A 17740-nucleotide genomic window follows, 5' to 3' on the forward strand; every position below is an offset into this window, starting at 1 on the left:
GGATGCTAAAATAGGAGATTAAAATGGCAAAACCAAAGCAGATGGGGAAATGTGAACTTTGCTGTAGAGATGATGTGGAAGTAACAATCCACCACTTGACACCTAAAGAACTGGGCGGGACTTTTATGCCGACGGCAAAACTCTGCATTCCTTGCCATAAACAGATTCATGCACTGTTTACGAATGAGGAGCTTGCTGCCAGCTTGAATACCATTGAGCTGCTCCGCATGCACCCGGACATACATAAGTTTCTAAAATGGATAAAAAAGCAGCCTTCAACAAGGCTGCCTAAAATTTTAAAATCAAATGGGCGAAAACATAAAAAGCGTTAGTTATTTCCCACTGTTGGCTGGTCAAAAAGGTTAGCGTCAAGAACATTACTTGAACTTAAACCGTTATTGGTGACGATTAATCCTCCTGTATTGAACCCGCCCTGGCCTGCTGTTGTCTTGGAGTTGCTTTTTGGCGAGATAAACAGGGAGTCGCCGAACTGTACAGTGCCGCCACTGACAGTAACAATTTGAACAGGACCTATAATTGCTGGCATTGAAAACATCCTTTTCTTCTTGTATATTTACGTTCTGATCGTAAACTTTGTTGCTTTAATACTCCACTTAAAATTCTGCGCAAAGGATAGCATCTTTTAGAAAAGAGCCTTTTCATAAAACAAGATCGTGGTGCAACCTTTATCTATCCATATGATTGGTATAGTTGTTTAGTTCTTCCCGTGGCAATAGCTGGCGGATATGCTTTACCCTGGCTTCCATTGAAATATGGCAGCTGTTTCCGAGGTGGATAACTGAGGAAGAGGCGGCGCCAATAATCTCGATATTCCGTACTTTCAGAACCGGGTTGAGATTTTGGGTTGAACTAGTGAAGATTTCATCGACAGGAGTGAATGGGATTGCCTCAGAGAAAATGGAAAAGGCTGAGAAGCTCCCTTCGTTGTCATAAAAAATTTCCGCCTCTCGCTGGACTGCTATCGCTTTTGAATTGGCCTGGATTTGCTGGGAATCACCTATTTGGAAAATGGATGAAAAAATAATCGAATCGACTTTTATGCGATCGACACATGCTGTTCTTTGAAACATATCGTCACTCCACTGAAAGCGGAACAAATGGTCCGATGACCAGCGATTCTGCTGGAGTATCAAATGTTGCTGCCAGCTGGATTATCTCCGCATCCCCGACCATCAGCAATGAGGAGCTTGATACCCCTATAACCCTGATGTCGCCGACACAGATGTCCCGGTTATATACTTGAAAATTCATTATGAACTTCCTTCCTTTACATTGTCAGGCAGATTTTTCAGGAAAAGGAGTACTCCGTTCTGGATTTCCTGTTTAAGCAGCTCAATCACATTTGCATTGATCTCAGGGCTTAATTCTTCTCCCCGACTGGTGGAGGAAAGTTCTTTTAAATGATAAGCCACTCTGCCAGACAACTGTTTTTTAATATCATCTTTTATAAATGTGAAATATGAATCATCGACGGTTATTCCCAGACTGGTTTGGGCGTCACGATATATTTGCTCGAGGTCAGTTTCCAAATATTGATACAGTGTGTTTTCAAGCTCGATTGTCCGCTTGAATAACTGTTTAGGAGGAATTGGTACGTTCATGGCTTTCTGATCGACAGAAAAATCATCGATTTCGTTCAGATCTGTCGGATTCAAGCCAATATTCAGTGTTCCTTCTAGTGTTTCAACCTTCAACTGGTCAAATTTATACTCGATATTTCCGATTTGAACCGGAGGTCTTTCTTTAAGGCTTGCAATTTCCTGTTGCATATCCAGTACCATTTTCTCCAACTTGCCTATTTTTTTGCTTTGATGCTCCACATATACATGCAGCCTTTTTATATATTGATAGAATTCCGCATCCAAACGAATCACCTCGAATCAAACCAGTTTATTTTTAAAAGGCTCTTTTCGTAATCTTTGTTGCTTTCTCAACGAAATTAAAAACAGGTGCCTGGGTTTTTAAGAGTTTAATTAGAATTTAGTTCAGAATTCACATTCTAAAAGAGCCCCCGATAACTTTAAAAATGCAGATACAAGTACTTGTTCGAACAACAATCAATGCGAAAACAGCCTTTTATAAATACTGATCCCAGTTATCAACTTTCTCGTACAGGGGACTGTAAAGGTACAGCAGGTGTACCAAGCAAATCTGAGCTGCTAATAACACCCGGGTGCTGAGCCTGTGGTGCAGGTCCGGTAAAACCTCCTGTATTGTACAGATAAGAAGCAGGCTTGATGATTCCGGCGCTTCCAATTTGCAGAACAGAGGAATTGGTGATTCCATCAATTTTTAAAAGGTTGATGTGAATCGATTGTTGAATATAGAAATTCATCCTGATCCCCCGCATTAAGCATTTAAATAATTTCCCTGATCCACACCATCTTGATCATAGGTATTCGTAGAGCTTTGATTATTATATAGAGTCAATCCATCTCCGGTATTGAATGAGCCAGCACCTGAAAATGTTTTTGCGCTGGAAACCGGGCTGATTCTGTAAACATCGCCAATATTGAAAACAGCGCTCGTGCCCAGAGAGACTACCTGTACGATTCCGACGATTGCCGGCATGAGCAACACCCTTTCCTGGATTTCTTTATATCGTATGTGCCTAGGTAAAGATTGTGATTAAAATGCCCATATTAGATCCTGTAAAAGGATGTTATACAACAGACAAAAAGTTATATAACAGAAAAGCGGATGTGTTAATATATTTATATATTTAGAATCTTAAATTTATTCTCAGGAGGCAAGAATATGAATGTTCCATTGCTTTTAAATGAGTTCTTAGACCGCGCCGTTTCGCTTTACGGTGACAAAAAGGCAATTTTTTCAGAGGACAGATCGCTTACATATGCCGAACTGAATGCAAGAGTGAATAGGCTATCGGACGGGCTTAGGAAGCTTGGAGCGGGAAAGGGTGACAGAATCGCGTATCTGGCGCCAAACTCAATCGAAATGCTTGAAGGCTTTTATGGTGTATTCCAGGTAGGCGGGGTGATGGTTCCATTAAACATACGCCTGAAGCCGGAAGATTATTTGTTTATTTTGAATCACAGTGAATCGAAGATATTATTTGTTGACCAGGATTTATACCATTTGGTCCAGCCAATCAAAGACCAGCTGCAAACTGTGGAGCACATCATCATCCATTATAAAGAAGAAAACGTGAAGGATCTGGGTTACGATGAATGGCTTGCCGAGCAATCTCCAGGAACTTTTACACGTGAGGAGCTTGATGAAAATGATGTCTGCAGCCTTCTGTATACAAGTGGAACGACTGGGAATCCAAAAGGTGTAATGCTGACACACCGGAACAATTACCTTCATGCTCTCAGCACCATGCACCATTTAAGGGTGAGCGATGAAGATGTGCTCCTACATGTTCTGCCGATGTTCCATGTAAATGGCTGGGGGTCACCGTTTTATTATACGGCGAATGGAGCTTCACAGATTTGCCTGCGCAAAACAACTCCTGAAACTATTTTTAACGCATTGGCAAACAACAAGGTTAGCGTAATGCATATGGCTCCGACCGTGCTGAATTCACTTCTCCAGTTCTATGAAAAAAATGTGCCAATCATTGAACAGTCTGTCCGCGTTGTGATCGCAGGATCTGCACCGCCACCAGCATTCGTGACCAGGGTGGAAAAAGAACTGGGATGGGAATTCATCCAGGTATATGGGATGACGGAATCCTCCCCGTTAAGCACAATTTCAACTGTAAGGTCACATCTTAAGCAGCTGCCATTACATGAACAGTACCGGATGAAAGCGAAAGCTGGAATTTCAATGATTACCTGCCAGGTAAAAGTCGTGAATGATTTCGGGGAAGAGGTCGCACATGACGGCACTGAGATTGGTGAAGTAATCACCAGAAGCAACGGTGTCATGAAAGGCTACTGGAAAAATGAAGAAGCAACGATGGAAACCATCCGCAATGGCTGGCTTCACACAGGCGATATGGCAACGGTCGATCAGTACGGAAACATTGATATCGTCGACCGTAAAAAAGACGTGATCATCAGCGGCGGTGAAAATATTTCATCCATTGAAGTTGAAGGCGTATTATACGATCATCCTGCAGTTCTTGAAGCAGCAGTCATTGCCGTGCCGCATGAAAAATGGGGTGAGACCCCACATGCTTATGTAGTGCTAAGAGAAAACGAGCAGGTTGCCGGGGAGGATCTTGTTGCTTTCTCACGTGAAAAACTTGCCCATTTCAAAGCTATTACAGGAGTTACCTTTGTAAAAGAACTGCCGAAGACAGCATCCGGCAAAATACAAAAGGTTCATTTGAGAAATGAATATTGGGAAGCGAAAGGCAAGAGTGGAAAGCTTGTAAATTAATAGGTTAACAAGGATTGCTCTATAAGCTGAGCAGTCCTTCTTTTTTGTTTTGGCATGCAGGGCTTTGTATGATATACATAGTATAGATGTAAACTTTTGGATGGAATGAGGGGAAGTATGGAGTTAAAAACTCAGCCTGCGGGAAACAGGATTGTTTCAATTGACAGGATGAGAGGATTTTCATTATTAGGAATTTTCCTGGTGAATATGATTTCCTTTCATTCGCCATATTTTTATATCGATCCTGAAAAGTGGTGGCATGGAACACTTAATTTATTTACCTACAGGTTCATTGATATTTTTGTTCAGGCAAGCTTCTATCCCTTGTTTGCGATGCTGTTTGGATATGGCCTGGTTATTTTGCGGGAACGTACTCTCGAGAAGGGGATTCGCTTTAACCAGCTTGCCATAAGGAGACTCTCGATTCTATTATTCATGGGATTGATTCACGCTTTCTTTATCTGGGAGGGTGATATATTAGTAACATATGCTGTATCCGGTTTTGTCTTTCTCCTGTTCATTGGCTGGAGTGCAAGAAGGATGCTATTAACCGGATTAATGTTATATGTTGTTCCCAACTTGCTGCTGCTTTTTATGCTTGGGGCTGCGGACGCTTTGCAAGGCGAAAGTGAGTTCACGATGTATGACAAAGAAGCGGCAAACCAGGCGCTGATTGCCTATCAAACTGGCAGTTTCGCAGAAGTTACTGAGCAAAGGATGACAGAATGGTTTAAAAATAATGATCTGATGGGATTCATTTTTTACCTTATTACGATTCTTCCCTTATTTATGATCGGTGCTGGAGCAGCAAAACTCAGGCTATTTGAAAATGTGGAAAGCAAGCGGCATATGATGGCCTATTCTGCCATAGCACTGGCTATTGCTGGCGTGATAATAAAATCACTGCCATTCCTTTTAGGCAGAACCTTGATGACTGATTACGCCCAGGATGCTTTTGGTGGTGCAATGCTCGCAATGGCGTATGCACTAATCATAACACTTGCCTCGGAGAAAAGAACCTTTGATGCAGTCCTGGCTCCACTGGAGGCAGCAGGCAGGCTTTCCATCAGCAATTATTTGTTTCAATCAATGGTTGCTACACTGATTTTTTACAGTTATGGGTTTGGTTATTATGGGAAGGTTTCCATTTTTGCAGGCTCAGTCCTCGCTTTGAGTATTTACGCTTTTCAGCTAGCCGCCAGCACCTGGTATATAAAGAGGTATTTTTATGGACCGGTGGAATGGCTGTGGAGAACCGGCACGTATATGAAGAAGCAACGCTTTAAAAAGGAAAATGCCTCATGAAAAAAGTGATAATAATTGGTAGCGGAGGTGCGGGAAAATCCACTCTCGCACGGAAGCTTGGAGATGTTCTTGGCATCAATGTTTATCATTTGGACGCGCTGTATTGGAAGCCCGGATGGGAAAAGACGGATAATGATGAGTGGAAGAATACCATCGCAGAGATTATGGATGAAGATGAATGGATTATGGATGGGAATTTTGGAGGCACGATGGCTATGAGGGCCAGTGCCGCTGATTCCATCATTTTTCTCGATTATTCCACCGTGAGATGCCTTTACGGGATATTTAAAAGAAGGATTATGTATCACGGGAAAAGCAGGCCGGATATGAATGAAGGCTGCCCGGAAAAGCTTGATTGGGAATTCATTAATTGGGTTGCGCAATACAAACATAAAAAAGCACCCGCTATAATCGAGTCATTAAAACAGTACAAGGAGCAGGGAAAAATAATTTTTCATTTTACTGCTCCTGCTGAAACCGAAGCATTTATCTCAGCATTAGCTAAAAAAGGAAAATAAGGGGGACCAAACATGAAATTCAGTACTTTTAAAAATGAAACAAGAATTTTTATCGGTATTGTCAATGAAGGAGAAAATCGTATTCTTCCACTGGTTGAAGCGGCCGGAAGAATGGGTGGGGCAGTCTCGTTGCCAGAATCATTGCTGGAGGCCATTGCACTCGGTGACTCGTTTTATGAGGAAGCAAGGAAGGTCGCCGATTGGGTAAATGAAAATAACCTTGAAGAGGAACTTTATACACCGATTGAATCTGTAACCTTACTCGCACCGATTCCAAAGCCAGCGAAAAATATTTTCTGTGTTGGAAAGAATTATGCGGAGCACGCGATTGAGATGGGAAGCAAGGATGATATTCCGGAGCATGTCATGGTGTTCACAAAAGCGCCAACATCTGTCATTGGCCACAAAGCAACAATCCTTGATCATAAGGAAGTGACTGAGCAGTTGGATTATGAAGGTGAGCTTGCTGTAGTCATCGGTAAGCAGGGGATAGGAATTAAACGGGAAGACGCGCTCGATTATGTCTTCGGATATACGATCATAAATGATGTGACAGCAAGAGACCTGCAGGCGCGCCATAAGCAATTTTTCATTGGGAAGAGTCTTGACACTACCTGCCCGATGGGACCATGGATTGTCCATAAGTCAGCAATCGGGAATCCGAACAATCTTAATATCCAAACGCTGGTGAATGGAGAAGTCAGGCAGGATTCAAACACGGAAAATTTCATCTTTCCGGTCGAAGAAATTATTTCAGTCCTGTCACAGGGCATGACGCTGGAGCCTGGAGATATCATCGCTACCGGAACACCAGCGGGAGTGGGCAAAGGCTTTAAACCTCCACGCTTCCTCAAATCAGGGGATTCGATTGAAGTTTCTGTTGAAGGAATCGGTACATTGAGCAATGTTGTCCAAGGCTAACTTTCGTACAGGCTGTCAATTAGTCATATCAACACGTTATATTTAGGATTTTCCCATTGTATATGGTATGATATTTTAGAATTTGACGATAGGAGGACGTGTAAAAATGATACATGCCCATATGACTGCGTGGTTTTTAGCGCTTATTTTATTTTTTGTTTCAATAGGTCTACATAAAAGCGGTAAAGAAAAAGGCTCAAAGATTGTCCATATGATTCTAAGGGTCGTTTACCTGCTGATCCTGTTGACGGGCTTTATGCTTTTGTTCAGCATCAACATTACTATTATGTACGTGTTGAAGGCAGCAGTAGGGCTTTGGGTTATTTCCATGCTGGAAATGATCTTGATCCGTACGAAGAAGAACGAAAAAGCTTCAATTTTATGGATCCAATTCGTTGTTGCATTGCTTCTTGTATTGTATTTGGGATTATCTCTCCCACTTGGAACAGACTTGTTCTAATAATCGATTTTGTCGAAAAAGCTGCTGATAAGTTGGCAGCTTTTTCTTTTTTTGTCATATCTTCGCCCATTGAAATATGGTATTTTAAGAGTTAGGGATATTGGAGAAATAAGATTATTGGAGATTGCAATGGCTACGACAAAAAGCTGCGTTTATCAAAACGAAGAACAACTTAATAGCTACATCGAGAGACATTCATTGCAAGACTGCCCAAATTTGCTTGTGCAAATTTTTTTCAGGCAGGAAGATGAACAAGCTTTTCAAGCTCTGCAGGATTTGATAAAGCTTAGGCTTCCTCAGGCTGCAATAATGAACTGCGAAGCTGGCGAAAATTTGCCTGCAGAAAAACAGATTGTTGTTTCCTTTACCATGTTTAGCAAGCAAGAACTGGAATTAATTTTATTAAAACAAAATCAATATACAACTTTGACCACTTTAGTTGAAACCTCACAACAAGATATTCTCCATCTGAATGAAAGTTTGAAAATTTCCGAGCAATATTATCGGTCGCTGTTCGACAACAATGGCGACTTTGTTTATTCAACTGATTTAATTGGGAACTTCACAAGCGTGAACCAATCGTTTTTAAAAATATTCGGTTTCAGTGAAGCTGAGCTTATTGGCAAACCGGCATTGAGCTTTATCAACCAGGAAGATGTTCCGCGCGCTAAAATGCATTTTGTCCAGGCTTTAAGGGGAAGGGACCAGACTTATACAATCGAAATCCCGATTAAGAGCGGAGAAACGCAGATTTTTCAGGTGAAAAATATTCCGATTACAATTAATGGTGAATGTGTCGGAACATATGGGATTGGAAGGAATATAACCGACCAGAAAAAAACAGAAGAAAAAATAATCCAGCTCGCTTACTATGACCATGATACCGGCTTGCCGAACAGGATGAGATTCACCGAACAGCTTGAGGAAAGGCTCCGCCAGGCCAAGAAAAAAAAGGAACTCCTCGCAGTGCTTGTAATAGATATTGATCGTTTCAAAATCATCAACGACAGTCTCGGGCATTACGCTGGAGATATTGTCTTAAAGGAAATAGCAGCCAGGATTCAGAATCACCTTCCGAAAGGATCGTATTTGGGAAGATTCAGCGGCGATAAATTTACCCTGCTTCTTACAAAGAATGTGAGCATTGAACAGACTACCAGGTTAGCTATTGATCTGCAAAAAATCATCTCAAAACCATTGTATTACCAGAACCAGGAATTCATCGTCACCGCAAGTATCGGAATAAGTTCATTCCCTGGGGACGGACTGGATGAGAATATTTTATTGAAGAATGCTGATATTGCGATGAACCGTTCCAAAAATCAAGGCGGAAATAAGATTACGTTCTTTTCGACAGGGATGAACGACCAGGCAATCATTCGTCTTGAATTGGAAAGCTACCTGAGAAAGGCGCTCCAAAAGAATGAATTTTACTTATGCTATCAGCCTTTAATGGATTTGAAATCAGGAGAAATTACTTGCACAGAAGCGCTGATCCGCTGGCAGCATCCACACCTTGGATTGGTTTCACCTTCACAATTCATCCCGCTGGCTGAAGAAACGGGATTGATCGAGGAAATTGGAGCTTGGGTGCTTACAACCGCATGCATCCAGACAAAAGAATGGCAATGCTCAGGATATCCAAAGCTGGGGGTATCGGTAAATGTGTCAGCACACCAATTTCAGCAGCATGCATTTATCGGACAAGTGATTAAAGCGCTCGAAATATCCCAGCTTGAACCTGAGTATCTATCACTAGAGCTGACAGAAAGCGCGATGCTGAAGGACATAGCCTATAGCATTTCGGTTATGAAGGCATTGCAGGATCTAGGGGTGAAAGTTTCAATTGATGACTTTGGCACAGGTTATTCCTCATTAAGCTATTTGCGTAATCTGCCGATAGATACATTGAAAATTGACCAGTCTTTTATTAATAATCTTCATGATGATCCTTCCGACATTGCAATCGTCAAAGCAATCATCACCATGGGCCAGGGCCTTGACGTGAAAATTGTGGCAGAGGGTGTTGAGACCCATGAACAAATGAATATTCTGCGAGATATGGACTGTCATTATGCTCAGGGGTACTATATCCAAAAACCGCTTGAATCTGCGGATTTTGAAACAGGCTTCCGTACAGCTGAAAGTGTTATCTATTCTTCCTAATGACAGAGAAAGCCTGCACATTGTGTGCAGGCTTTCTTTGCGTTTTAACTATGGCAACTGTTGAGTTTCATCCCCAGCTCGTTTTTTATGAGATTCTTTCGATGACAGCCCGTTTGCCATTGTTCATGGTGATTTCAAACCGGTCATTGTGTTTTTCATGATAATCGAAATGATGCTGAACACTGCAAATCAACTCTTCATTGTCCAGAATTAAGAAATTCACTCCTGACTTCCCGGTTTCATTATCGAGGAAAGTGAGATGGTTATAACAATAAATGCAGTCATAGATCGAAAAATTGAGGGAATTCAATGTGTTGATAAATTGGATGAATGCCTCATCATTTAACTCATCCAACAGCCTCTCAAATGAATAAATCAGCTGTTTCCTGATTCTGATCACTTCCTGGTCCTGCAAGTAAAATTGTTCATTCCCAGTTTGGATACAGACATTGTCTAATAAAAAGCCCTTGCACCATTTATTGTTGCGCAGAACCTCAACTTCCTGGTGGACGAATTCTTCAACCAGTGCAGCCTCTTCTGTTTCATCATCAAAAAAAACCCACTGATTATTGATATATTCTACTGTCCCGTTGTTAAAAGCCCTAGGCTGGAAATCAATGAGATTGGTTCGTTGCTGTCGGTTCATCTGGATCCTCCGTAATTTAGCGCAGATTAATGGGCAGACGATCCCCAGTTGAAGCCGTTGGAAACGGAATTAGGAAAAGGGGATTAACTGTCCGTAAAGGTCCGATTGGTTCATCTAGCCATCCAAAGGAAGAATGCAATTCCCTGATGAAAGATTAACTTTATCGCTCACCATCTTTGTAGACAGATTTTGGTGAATTTATAACATGATTTAAAAAGATAGGTAAATTAACCAGTTGGCATGTATTTGCATAAGATGAGTAATGCTTAAGCGATCCTTAGAGTTAGGAAAGGATGATTGGCTTAAACACCATCGAGAAAAGTTCCGCTGAAAGGATGATAAAAATGTGTGGAATAACCGGTTGGGTAGACTATAGAAAAAATTTGGAATCAGAGCGAGAAACCATGGCGAAAATGGCGGAAACTTTAAGTAAAAGAGGTCCCGACGATACAAATGTGTGGACTTCCAAACATGCAGCGCTCGGACATAAAAGACTAGTGGTTGTGGATCCTGAAGGCGGAAAACAGCCAATGACAAGATCAAAGGATGCGAACCGCTATACGATTTGCTATAACGGAGAGCTATATAATACAGAAGACCTTAGAAAAGCGCTGTTATTGATAGGATATTCTTTTAACGGCCATTCTGATACAGAGGTTTTGCTCACTTCTTACATGGAATGGAAGGAAAATTGCCTGGAACATTTAAACGGGATTTTCGCATTTGCCGTTTGGGACCAGCAGGAGGAAAAGCTTTTCATAGGCCGGGACCGACTTGGAGTCAAGCCGCTATTTTTCCGGGAGACAGCGACCGGTCTAATGTTTGCTTCTGAGCAAAAGGCTCTGCTGGCACATCCTGAGGTAAAGGCAGAGGTAGACAGAGAGGGGCTTTGCGAAGTTTTCGGGCTTGGCCCGTCGCGTTCCCCTGGAGCAGGGATTTTCAAAAATATGAAAGAGCTAAGGCCTGGCCACGGTCTTACTTTTTCGAAAAATGGGCTTAAGACTTGGAGATACTGGAATGTCAAAAGTGAAGGCCATACAGACACTCTTGATGAGACTTCAGAAAAGGTAAGGGATTTGTTCACTGATGCTGTGACACGCCAGCTAGTTTCAGATGTTCCGCTTTGCACCTTTCTCTCAGGCGGTTTGGATTCAAGTGCGATTACCGCGATTGCTGCAAACCACTATAAAACAGAAGGAAAGGGCAGCCTGCATACTTACTCGATTGATTACGAAGGAAATGACCTGTATTTCAAGGAAAATGAATTTCAGCCAAACGCGGATGCATTCTGGATCAATAAAATGTCCGAAACCTTCCAGACTACCCATCATAGCAGCATCATTACCCAGCAAGACCTGGCTGGATATTTAACTGAAGCAGTCCATGTCCGTGACCTGCCTGGGATGGCAGATATTGATTCTTCACTTCTATGGTTTTGCCGGGAGATCAAACAAGATTTCACTGTAAGTCTGTCAGGGGAATGTGCCGATGAAATCTTTGGAGGATACCCTTGGTTCCACAGGCAAGAAGATTTAAACAGGCCAGGATTCCCCTGGATGAGATCGATTAATGAACGTCAAAATATGCTAAGGGATCACTGGCGGAAAAAACTGAATCTTGAAGACTATATGATGGGTAAATATTCGGAAACCATTGCAGAGGTGCCAGTATTGGATGGAGAACGGCCAGAGGATGCAAAGCGGCGCCAATTATTCTATCTGAATATCATTTGGTTCATGACGACATTGCTTGATCGTAAGGATAGGATGAGTATGGGGGCAAGTCTTGAAGTGAGGGTGCCATTTGCCGACCACCGTCTTGTTGAATATGTATGGAATATCCCTTGGGAAATGAAAATGCATGGCAACAGGGAAAAAGGCATTTTGAGGAAAGCACTCGAAGGTGTACTGCCAGATGAAGTACTGTACCGTAAGAAAAGTCCTTACCCAAAAACGCATCATCCAGGGTATACCCAGGCTGTTCAAAGCATGCTCTCTGAGTTCATGGCTGATTCCAACAGTGCGCTCCACGAATTTTTCGATAAGAGCACATTAAGAGCCATGATTGAAACGGAAGGAGCATCCTTCAAGATTCCATGGTTCGGCCAGCTGATGACAGGACCTCAGCTACTGGCACAGCTTGCACAGATTCATATTTGGTTTAGGGATTATAATATTAATATCGCCGACTAAAAAAGCAAGCCCTTAGATGGGGCTTGCCTAAATCATTATTCAGCATGGACAGGCTTCGTTTCAGGAACAAATGACTTCTTAACCCAGATCTTTGATTTCCAGCGCCAGAGCATAAACAGCCCGCGAAGCCATTCATCGGCTATGAAGGCGATCCAGATGCCGACAAGGCCTAGTTCAAGATAGATTCCAAGGAAGTAAGAAAGTGTCACGCTGACTCCCCACATGGATAGAATCCCCATATAGACAGGGAATTTCACATCACCTGCTGCACGAAGTGAGCTGATGAGGACTAGGTTGAACGATCTTCCTGGTTCCAAAATGATTGTTAACAGGATCAGAGTGGTTCCGACCTCTATGATACTCATATTGTCGGTGAAGATTCCTAGCAGGTCCTTAGCAAAAATAGAAACGACACCCGCTGCTGCGATTGAAATCATAATCGCCAGCTTCAAACTTTTAAGAGCACGTTTATAAGCATTGTCAATTTCTTTGGCGCCTACCATATGGCCAATCAGAATCTGAGTGCCCTGGCTAATGGCAATGCTGAAGAGGAACACAAACATCATGACATTCTGTGTATATACCTTGGTGGTCAATGCCTGGGTGCCGAGCGTTGCGATAAAATACGTAATCAGCATTTGCGACCCATTGTAGCTTAGGTGCTCCCCGGCAGAAGGGATACCGATATTAAGAAGATTCTTAAGATGATTTTTTGGAAAACGGAACAACATTGACATCGGCAGTGTGCCAGGGATTCTTTTCATCATCACATAAAAGGCAGCGATCAATCCGATGATCCTGCTGACAGAAGTCGAAATGGCCACACCCTCAACGCCAAGGACAGGAATACCGAACGGACCGAAAATAAATATATAGTTCCCGATGACATTCAGGATGTTCATTCCGATCGTAACGTACATGATATCGCGCGTATATCCATAGCTGCGTACAATACTGCCTACTGTCATAATCAGTGATTGTATAAAAGAAAAACCGCCGACAATCCTTAAATAGGCGTTTGCCTCAACAAATAATTCTGGCGGCAGGTCCATTAATCTCAGCAACGGCTCACTAAAGATGAACACCCCTGCACTAAGCAGTAATCCAAATACGAGATTTGTCCCTATGGAGACTACAGAAACCTCACGTGCCTGGTCGTCTCTTTTTGCCCCAAGGTTCTGTGCAACCAAAATGGCTGTTCCAGTAGCGATAAACCCGAACATAACAATAACCATTGAAAGAATCTGATTGGAAACCCCGACAGCAGCAACTGAATTGTCCGAATACTGGGATAGCATCAGCGTATCCGCATTTCCCATCAGCATATAAAGCATAATTTCAATAAATAAAGGCCAGGTTATAGCGAACAATGATAATTTAGCAGTTTTTTTCATTTAATATGCATCTCCAAGTTGTAATTCCTTAATTATACAGACTATGGGAGTAATTTGAAGTGAAATATTTTATTTTTTTAGCGAATGATTTTCTAGCTTATCAGAATAATTTTCCTAAACCGATAGATGAATGAAAGAATCCGGTGAATTTTACGGAAATTCGCGAAATTGAGTTTACATACGGCAACTAGGAAATAAAATAAGTTATAGTGAAGTATTTTTCATGGCTTGAATTAAACAGCAATCCTGCCCTGAAGTCTCTTATTCAACATTTAAGAGACTAAAATTAAAATAAACCCCTCTTCCGAAATATCGAAAGAGGGGTGTGAACTACTAGAATTGGAATAATGCAAATCCACTGCCAGCAATCGTGGCAGCCAAGTCATCACTTTCAGCAGCGTATTCTTCACCAGTATAGATATTAGTGATCTTTTTCCCTTTTAAATTAAATTGAAGAGGGTAGCTTGCTTCTTCGCTGCCCATGTTAACAACAACCAAAATTGTTGTTGCTCCATCCGATTTTGTATAAGCGAAGCAGCTTTCATGGTAATCAGATGGAATGAAATGCAATTCGCCTTCATTTGCTAAAAGCGGATTTTCTTTGCGAAGCTGAATCATCTTCTGTACATGGCTGAACATGTCCTTGTTCTGTTCCTCTTCATCCCACTTCATGCACTCACGGCAGCCAGGATCCTGAGCACCGCTCATGCCAATTTCATCTCCATAATAGATACAAGGAGTTCCAATGAATGAAAGGAGGACGGTGAAAATTTGTTTTACCTTATCAATATCTCCGCCGCATTCAGTCAGGATGCGGGGTGTATCATGGCTGCCAATCAGATTGAAGGCAACCTCATTGACGTTTTTCGGATACATATGGTTGACTGTTGTCATATTTTCAATGAATTCTTTTACCGAAATTTTGTTACGGGCAAATAAATTCAAGATATTAGTCGTAAAAGGATAGTTCATGACCGCATCGAATTGGTCGCCGCGCAGCCAAGGCATGGAGTCATGCCAGATTTCACCCAGGATGTACAGTTCAGGCTTGATTGCTTTTACCTCTGTACGGAATTTCCTCCAAAAAGAATGGTCAACCTCATTAGCTACATCAAGCCTCCAGCCATCAATATCAAATTCGCGGACCCAATAGCGCCCGACCTCCAATAAATATTCGATGACCTCAGGATTTTCGGTATTCAATTTTGGCATCGATTTTTCAAAAGCAAACGTATCATAATTTGGCCGCGGCTCCATTACCAGTGGGAATTCCGAAGTGTGGAACCAGTCTTTGTATAGAGATTTCTCTCCTTTTTCCAGAACATCCTGGAATTGCGGGAAGTAGAAACCGCTGTGGTTGAATACAGCATCAAGCATGACTTTAATTCCGTGTTCATGGCAAACCTTGATCAGTCGCTTCAAGGTCTCTTTGTCGCCGAATTGAGGGTCCAATTCCATATAATCAATCGTGTCATATTTATGGTTCGAATGAGCTTTGAAAATAGGAGTAAAATAAATACCGGTAATTCCAAGGCTTGCGAGGTAGTCAATATGCTGGATTACTCCTTCAATATCTCCGCCAAAGAAATTATCTCTTTCAGGTGGAGCACTTCCCCAAGGTAATGCGCCTTCTGGATCGATCGATGGGTCACCATTTCCAAACCGTTCAGGAAAAATTTGATACCAAACAGTGTCTTTAACCCAGGAAGGAGCACGGAATACATCAATGTTATTTAAATAAGGAAAAGCGTAATAATAACCTGTGTCATCAACTGGTGCTTCATCATAGAAGCCTTTTTCAGTCAAACAGACGGATTCATTTCCGTCATTTAAAATGAATCCGTAACGCATTCTGCGGTATGGAGGTTTGATGGCGACAAACCAATAGTCAAACAGCTGGTCAGACCCGCTCTTGACCATCGGAACGGTATTCGTATTCCATTTATTATCGGACCAGTCATAAGGATCTCCGTTAAGAAGGGAAACTTCTTTTATATCTTCTTTTTTTGTTCGGATTCGGATATGTAGCTCTTCATTAGTGCAAGCGTATGCATAATTGTCTTTGGGACGGTGATAAATAGCTTCTTTTAACAAAAGGGAACCATTCCTTTCTTTTTTAATCAAGGTTAAAACAAGGGTAGAACACCGATTTTGAATTGTCAATTATAAAAAAGCTGATTCACAAAAAATTAACGAAAGATGCTGATTGGGAAAAAAATTTTAAAAAACTAGTTGTCAAACTCGGCTAAGTCTTTATAATAAGAAGTAGGTTGTGCAATCGTTTTCATAGACTTGCAAACAACATTACAAACGTTTGCACAGTGATTGGGCGTTCTGCGCAATTAAAAAAGTATAAACATTTTTAGGAGGGGTATACACATGAAAAAGGCATTATCGATTTTCATGATGCTGATCTTGATGGTTGGCGCTCTTGCTGCTTGTGGACCTAAAGAAGAAGAGAAGACAGGTTCTGATAATGGCGAGAAGAAAACAGAAGATGCTTCTAAACCAGAGAAGCTTGTAGTATGGGAAGATAAAGATAAGTCTGGCTGGCTTGAAAAGGTAGCTGCTGACTTCGAAAAAGAAAACGGTATCAAAATCGAGTTCAAAGAAGTAGAAATGGCTACAAAAATGAAAGAACAACTACGTCTTGATGGACCAGCTGGAACTGGCCCAGACATCATCACATTACCGCATGACCAGATCGGTGAACTTGCTGTTCAAGGTCACATTGCTGAACTGAATGTAAGTGACGATGTTAAAAAGACTTTCTCTGAGTCTTCTATCGCTGCACAAACTTTTGATGGTAAATTATACGGACTTCCAAAGTCTGCTGAAACTCCAGTATTCATCTACAACAAAGCTCTTATGACTGAAGTTCCTGCTACAATGGAAGATTTATACGATTTCGCAAAAGCTAACACTAAAGATGGCAAGTACGGTTTCCTAGCTCTTTGGGATAACTTCTACTTCGCTCACGCACCAATCGGTGGTAACGGCGGATATGTGTTTGGGGATAAAGACGGAGCTCTTAACCCGCAAGATCTTGGCTTGAACAACGAAGGTGCTGTAAAAGGTACTGAGTACATCCAGAAGTGGTATGCTGAAAAGCTTTTCCCTAACGGAATCGTTGGTGAAAACGGCGGATCTGCTATGGATGGACTATTCAATGAAGGTAAAGTTGCTTCTGTAATGAACGGACCATGGGCATTCGGCGGCATGAAAGATGCTGGCATCGATTTCGGTGTTGCACCATTCCCTAAATTCGCAGATGGCACTCCAATGAAAACTTTCATGGGCGTTAAAGGATGGCACGTATCTTCTTATTCTAAGAACCAAGAATGGGCAACTAAGTTCATTGAATTCATGACGAACGATGAAAATGCTAAATACCGATTCGAACAAACTGCTGAAGTACCTACAAACGTTGCATTAGTTGACGATTCAGCTATTGCTGAAAACGAAGGTGCTAAAGCTGTTGCTCTTCAAACTCAAGATGCAGTTCCAATGCCAAACATTCCTGAAATGGGAGAAGTTTGGGGACCAATGGCAAGCGCATTGCAAACTGTTGTAACAGGCAAAGCTGAGCCTAAAGCTGCACTTGATGGAGCAGTTAAGCAAATCGAGCAACAAATCAAGCAAAACCACTCTAAATAATATAGTTTACAGCAGTACCTCCCTAGGGGAGGTACTGCTGTATTTTACAAGCAAAAATACCAATATGGTCCATTAAGAGAAAAGTCACAAAGTTTCCGAAAAGTGCAGTA

General features: G+C 41.8%; 18 protein-coding genes. 9 read left to right on the plus strand and 9 right to left on the minus strand.

Features of this window, described 5'->3' with window-relative positions; genetic code table 11:
* Window positions 1–23 precede the first annotated feature (23 nt).
* Window positions 24–332, plus strand: coding sequence for an HNH endonuclease (locus V7201_RS19105; RefSeq protein ID WP_335378349.1), 309 nt, complete (start codon window positions 24–26; stop codon window positions 330–332).
* Here the strand turns inward: V7201_RS19105 and V7201_RS19110 are convergent.
* The 6 genes from V7201_RS19110 to V7201_RS19135 form a co-directional block, all read right to left on the minus strand.
* Window positions 329–547, minus strand: coding sequence for a spore germination protein (locus tag V7201_RS19110; protein ID WP_335378350.1), 219 nt, complete (start codon window positions 545–547; stop codon window positions 329–331). The genes V7201_RS19105 and V7201_RS19110 overlap by 4 nt on opposite strands.
* 139 nt (window positions 548–686) lie before the next feature.
* On the minus strand, window positions 687–1091 hold the full coding sequence (locus tag V7201_RS19115) for a spore germination protein GerPE (RefSeq protein ID WP_335378351.1): 405 nt from the start codon (window positions 1089–1091) through the stop codon (window positions 687–689).
* Between the two features lie 4 nt (window positions 1092–1095).
* Window positions 1096–1272, minus strand: coding sequence for a spore gernimation protein GerPD (locus V7201_RS19120; protein WP_335378352.1), 177 nt, complete (start codon window positions 1270–1272; stop codon window positions 1096–1098).
* The gene (gerPC, locus tag V7201_RS19125) at window positions 1272–1886 is read right to left on the minus strand and encodes a spore germination protein GerPC (RefSeq protein ID WP_335378353.1); all 615 of its coding nucleotides are present in this window, start codon (window positions 1884–1886) and stop codon (window positions 1272–1274) included. The genes V7201_RS19120 and gerPC overlap by 1 nt, the downstream gene beginning before the upstream one ends.
* 233 nt (window positions 1887–2119) lie before the next feature.
* Entirely contained in the window at window positions 2120–2356 is a 237-nt protein-coding gene (locus tag V7201_RS19130) for a spore germination protein GerPB (protein WP_335378354.1), read from the minus strand.
* 14 nt (window positions 2357–2370) lie between these two features.
* Window positions 2371–2592: a spore germination protein gene (locus tag V7201_RS19135; RefSeq protein ID WP_335378355.1), complete on the minus strand. Its 222-nt coding sequence runs from the start codon at window positions 2590–2592 to the stop codon at window positions 2371–2373.
* A 186-nt stretch (window positions 2593–2778) separates the two neighbouring features.
* On the opposite strand from V7201_RS19135, the gene V7201_RS19140 reads away from it, so the two are divergent.
* From V7201_RS19140 to V7201_RS19165, 6 genes are all read left to right on the plus strand, one after another.
* Window positions 2779–4371, plus strand: a complete 1593-nt coding sequence (locus tag V7201_RS19140) for a long-chain-fatty-acid--CoA ligase (RefSeq protein WP_335378356.1) — start codon at window positions 2779–2781, stop codon at window positions 4369–4371.
* A 117-nt stretch (window positions 4372–4488) separates the two neighbouring features.
* Complete coding sequence (locus tag V7201_RS19145) at window positions 4489–5676, plus strand: DUF418 domain-containing protein (protein ID WP_335378357.1); 1188 nt, start codon at window positions 4489–4491, stop codon at window positions 5674–5676.
* On the plus strand, window positions 5673–6194 hold the full coding sequence (locus V7201_RS19150; RefSeq protein ID WP_335378358.1) for a DNA topology modulation protein: 522 nt from the start codon (window positions 5673–5675) through the stop codon (window positions 6192–6194). The genes V7201_RS19145 and V7201_RS19150 overlap by 4 nt, the downstream gene beginning before the upstream one ends.
* Before the next feature lie 12 nt (window positions 6195–6206).
* Window positions 6207–7115: a fumarylacetoacetate hydrolase family protein gene (locus tag V7201_RS19155; protein ID WP_335378359.1), complete on the plus strand. Its 909-nt coding sequence runs from the start codon at window positions 6207–6209 to the stop codon at window positions 7113–7115.
* 106 nt (window positions 7116–7221) lie between these two features.
* A complete protein-coding gene (locus V7201_RS19160; RefSeq protein WP_335378360.1) occupies window positions 7222–7575 on the plus strand; it encodes a YisL family protein in 354 nt (117 codons plus the stop codon).
* 129 nt (window positions 7576–7704) lie between these two features.
* Window positions 7705–9741 carry a sensor domain-containing protein gene (locus V7201_RS19165; RefSeq protein ID WP_335378361.1) on the plus strand — a complete coding sequence of 679 codons (2037 nt, stop codon included), beginning with the start codon at window positions 7705–7707 and terminating at the stop codon, window positions 9739–9741.
* A gap of 85 nt (window positions 9742–9826) precedes the next feature.
* Here the strand turns inward: V7201_RS19165 and V7201_RS19170 are convergent, their stop codons facing one another.
* A complete protein-coding gene (locus V7201_RS19170) occupies window positions 9827–10387 on the minus strand; it encodes a DUF2777 domain-containing protein (protein WP_335378362.1) in 561 nt (186 codons plus the stop codon).
* A gap of 344 nt (window positions 10388–10731) precedes the next feature.
* Here V7201_RS19170 and asnB point away from each other — a divergent pair, with 344 nt between their 5' ends.
* Window positions 10732–12579, plus strand: a complete 1848-nt coding sequence (asnB, locus tag V7201_RS19175) for an asparagine synthase (glutamine-hydrolyzing) (RefSeq protein ID WP_335378363.1) — start codon at window positions 10732–10734, stop codon at window positions 12577–12579.
* Between the two features lie 35 nt (window positions 12580–12614).
* Here asnB and V7201_RS19180 read toward each other — a convergent pair whose 3' ends face one another.
* The gene (locus V7201_RS19180; RefSeq protein ID WP_335378364.1) at window positions 12615–13973 is read right to left on the minus strand and encodes an MATE family efflux transporter; all 1359 of its coding nucleotides are present in this window, start codon (window positions 13971–13973) and stop codon (window positions 12615–12617) included.
* 333 nt (window positions 13974–14306) lie between these two features.
* Window positions 14307–16067, minus strand: a complete 1761-nt coding sequence (locus V7201_RS19185) for an alpha-glycosidase (protein ID WP_335378365.1) — start codon at window positions 16065–16067, stop codon at window positions 14307–14309.
* A 285-nt stretch (window positions 16068–16352) separates the two neighbouring features.
* Here V7201_RS19185 and V7201_RS19190 point away from each other — a divergent pair, with 285 nt between their 5' ends.
* Window positions 16353–17630, plus strand: a complete 1278-nt coding sequence (locus V7201_RS19190; protein WP_335378366.1) for a sugar ABC transporter substrate-binding protein — start codon at window positions 16353–16355, stop codon at window positions 17628–17630.
* Window positions 17631–17740: the final 110 nt, after the last annotated feature.

This window comes from Bacillus sp. JJ1122, from assembly GCF_036964885.1.
GTDB lineage: Bacteria > Bacillota > Bacilli > Bacillales > Cytobacillaceae > Mesobacillus.

Coding starts and splice junctions, on each gene's coding strand:
- V7201_RS19165 (WP_335378361.1), top strand. CDS start 7,705: ATGGCTACGACAAAAAGCTGCGTTTATCAAAACGAAGAACAACTTAAT.
- V7201_RS19115 (WP_335378351.1), bottom strand. CDS start 1,091: ATGTTTCAAAGAACAGCATGTGTCGATCGCATAAAAGTCGATTCGATT.
- V7201_RS19190 (WP_335378366.1), top strand. CDS start 16,353: ATGAAAAAGGCATTATCGATTTTCATGATGCTGATCTTGATGGTTGGC.
- V7201_RS19140 (WP_335378356.1), top strand. CDS start 2,779: ATGAATGTTCCATTGCTTTTAAATGAGTTCTTAGACCGCGCCGTTTCG.
- V7201_RS19155 (WP_335378359.1), top strand. CDS start 6,207: ATGAAATTCAGTACTTTTAAAAATGAAACAAGAATTTTTATCGGTATT.
- V7201_RS19135 (WP_335378355.1), bottom strand. CDS start 2,592: ATGCCGGCAATCGTCGGAATCGTACAGGTAGTCTCTCTGGGCACGAGC.
- V7201_RS19105 (WP_335378349.1), top strand. CDS start 24: ATGGCAAAACCAAAGCAGATGGGGAAATGTGAACTTTGCTGTAGAGAT.
- V7201_RS19110 (WP_335378350.1), bottom strand. CDS start 547: ATGCCAGCAATTATAGGTCCTGTTCAAATTGTTACTGTCAGTGGCGGC.
- V7201_RS19145 (WP_335378357.1), top strand. CDS start 4,489: ATGGAGTTAAAAACTCAGCCTGCGGGAAACAGGATTGTTTCAATTGAC.
- V7201_RS19130 (WP_335378354.1), bottom strand. CDS start 2,356: ATGAATTTCTATATTCAACAATCGATTCACATCAACCTTTTAAAAATT.
- asnB (WP_335378363.1), top strand. CDS start 10,732: ATGTGTGGAATAACCGGTTGGGTAGACTATAGAAAAAATTTGGAATCA.
- V7201_RS19160 (WP_335378360.1), top strand. CDS start 7,222: ATGATACATGCCCATATGACTGCGTGGTTTTTAGCGCTTATTTTATTT.
- V7201_RS19150 (WP_335378358.1), top strand. CDS start 5,673: ATGAAAAAAGTGATAATAATTGGTAGCGGAGGTGCGGGAAAATCCACT.
- V7201_RS19180 (WP_335378364.1), bottom strand. CDS start 13,973: ATGAAAAAAACTGCTAAATTATCATTGTTCGCTATAACCTGGCCTTTA.
- V7201_RS19120 (WP_335378352.1), bottom strand. CDS start 1,272: ATGAATTTTCAAGTATATAACCGGGACATCTGTGTCGGCGACATCAGG.
- V7201_RS19170 (WP_335378362.1), bottom strand. CDS start 10,387: ATGAACCGACAGCAACGAACCAATCTCATTGATTTCCAGCCTAGGGCT.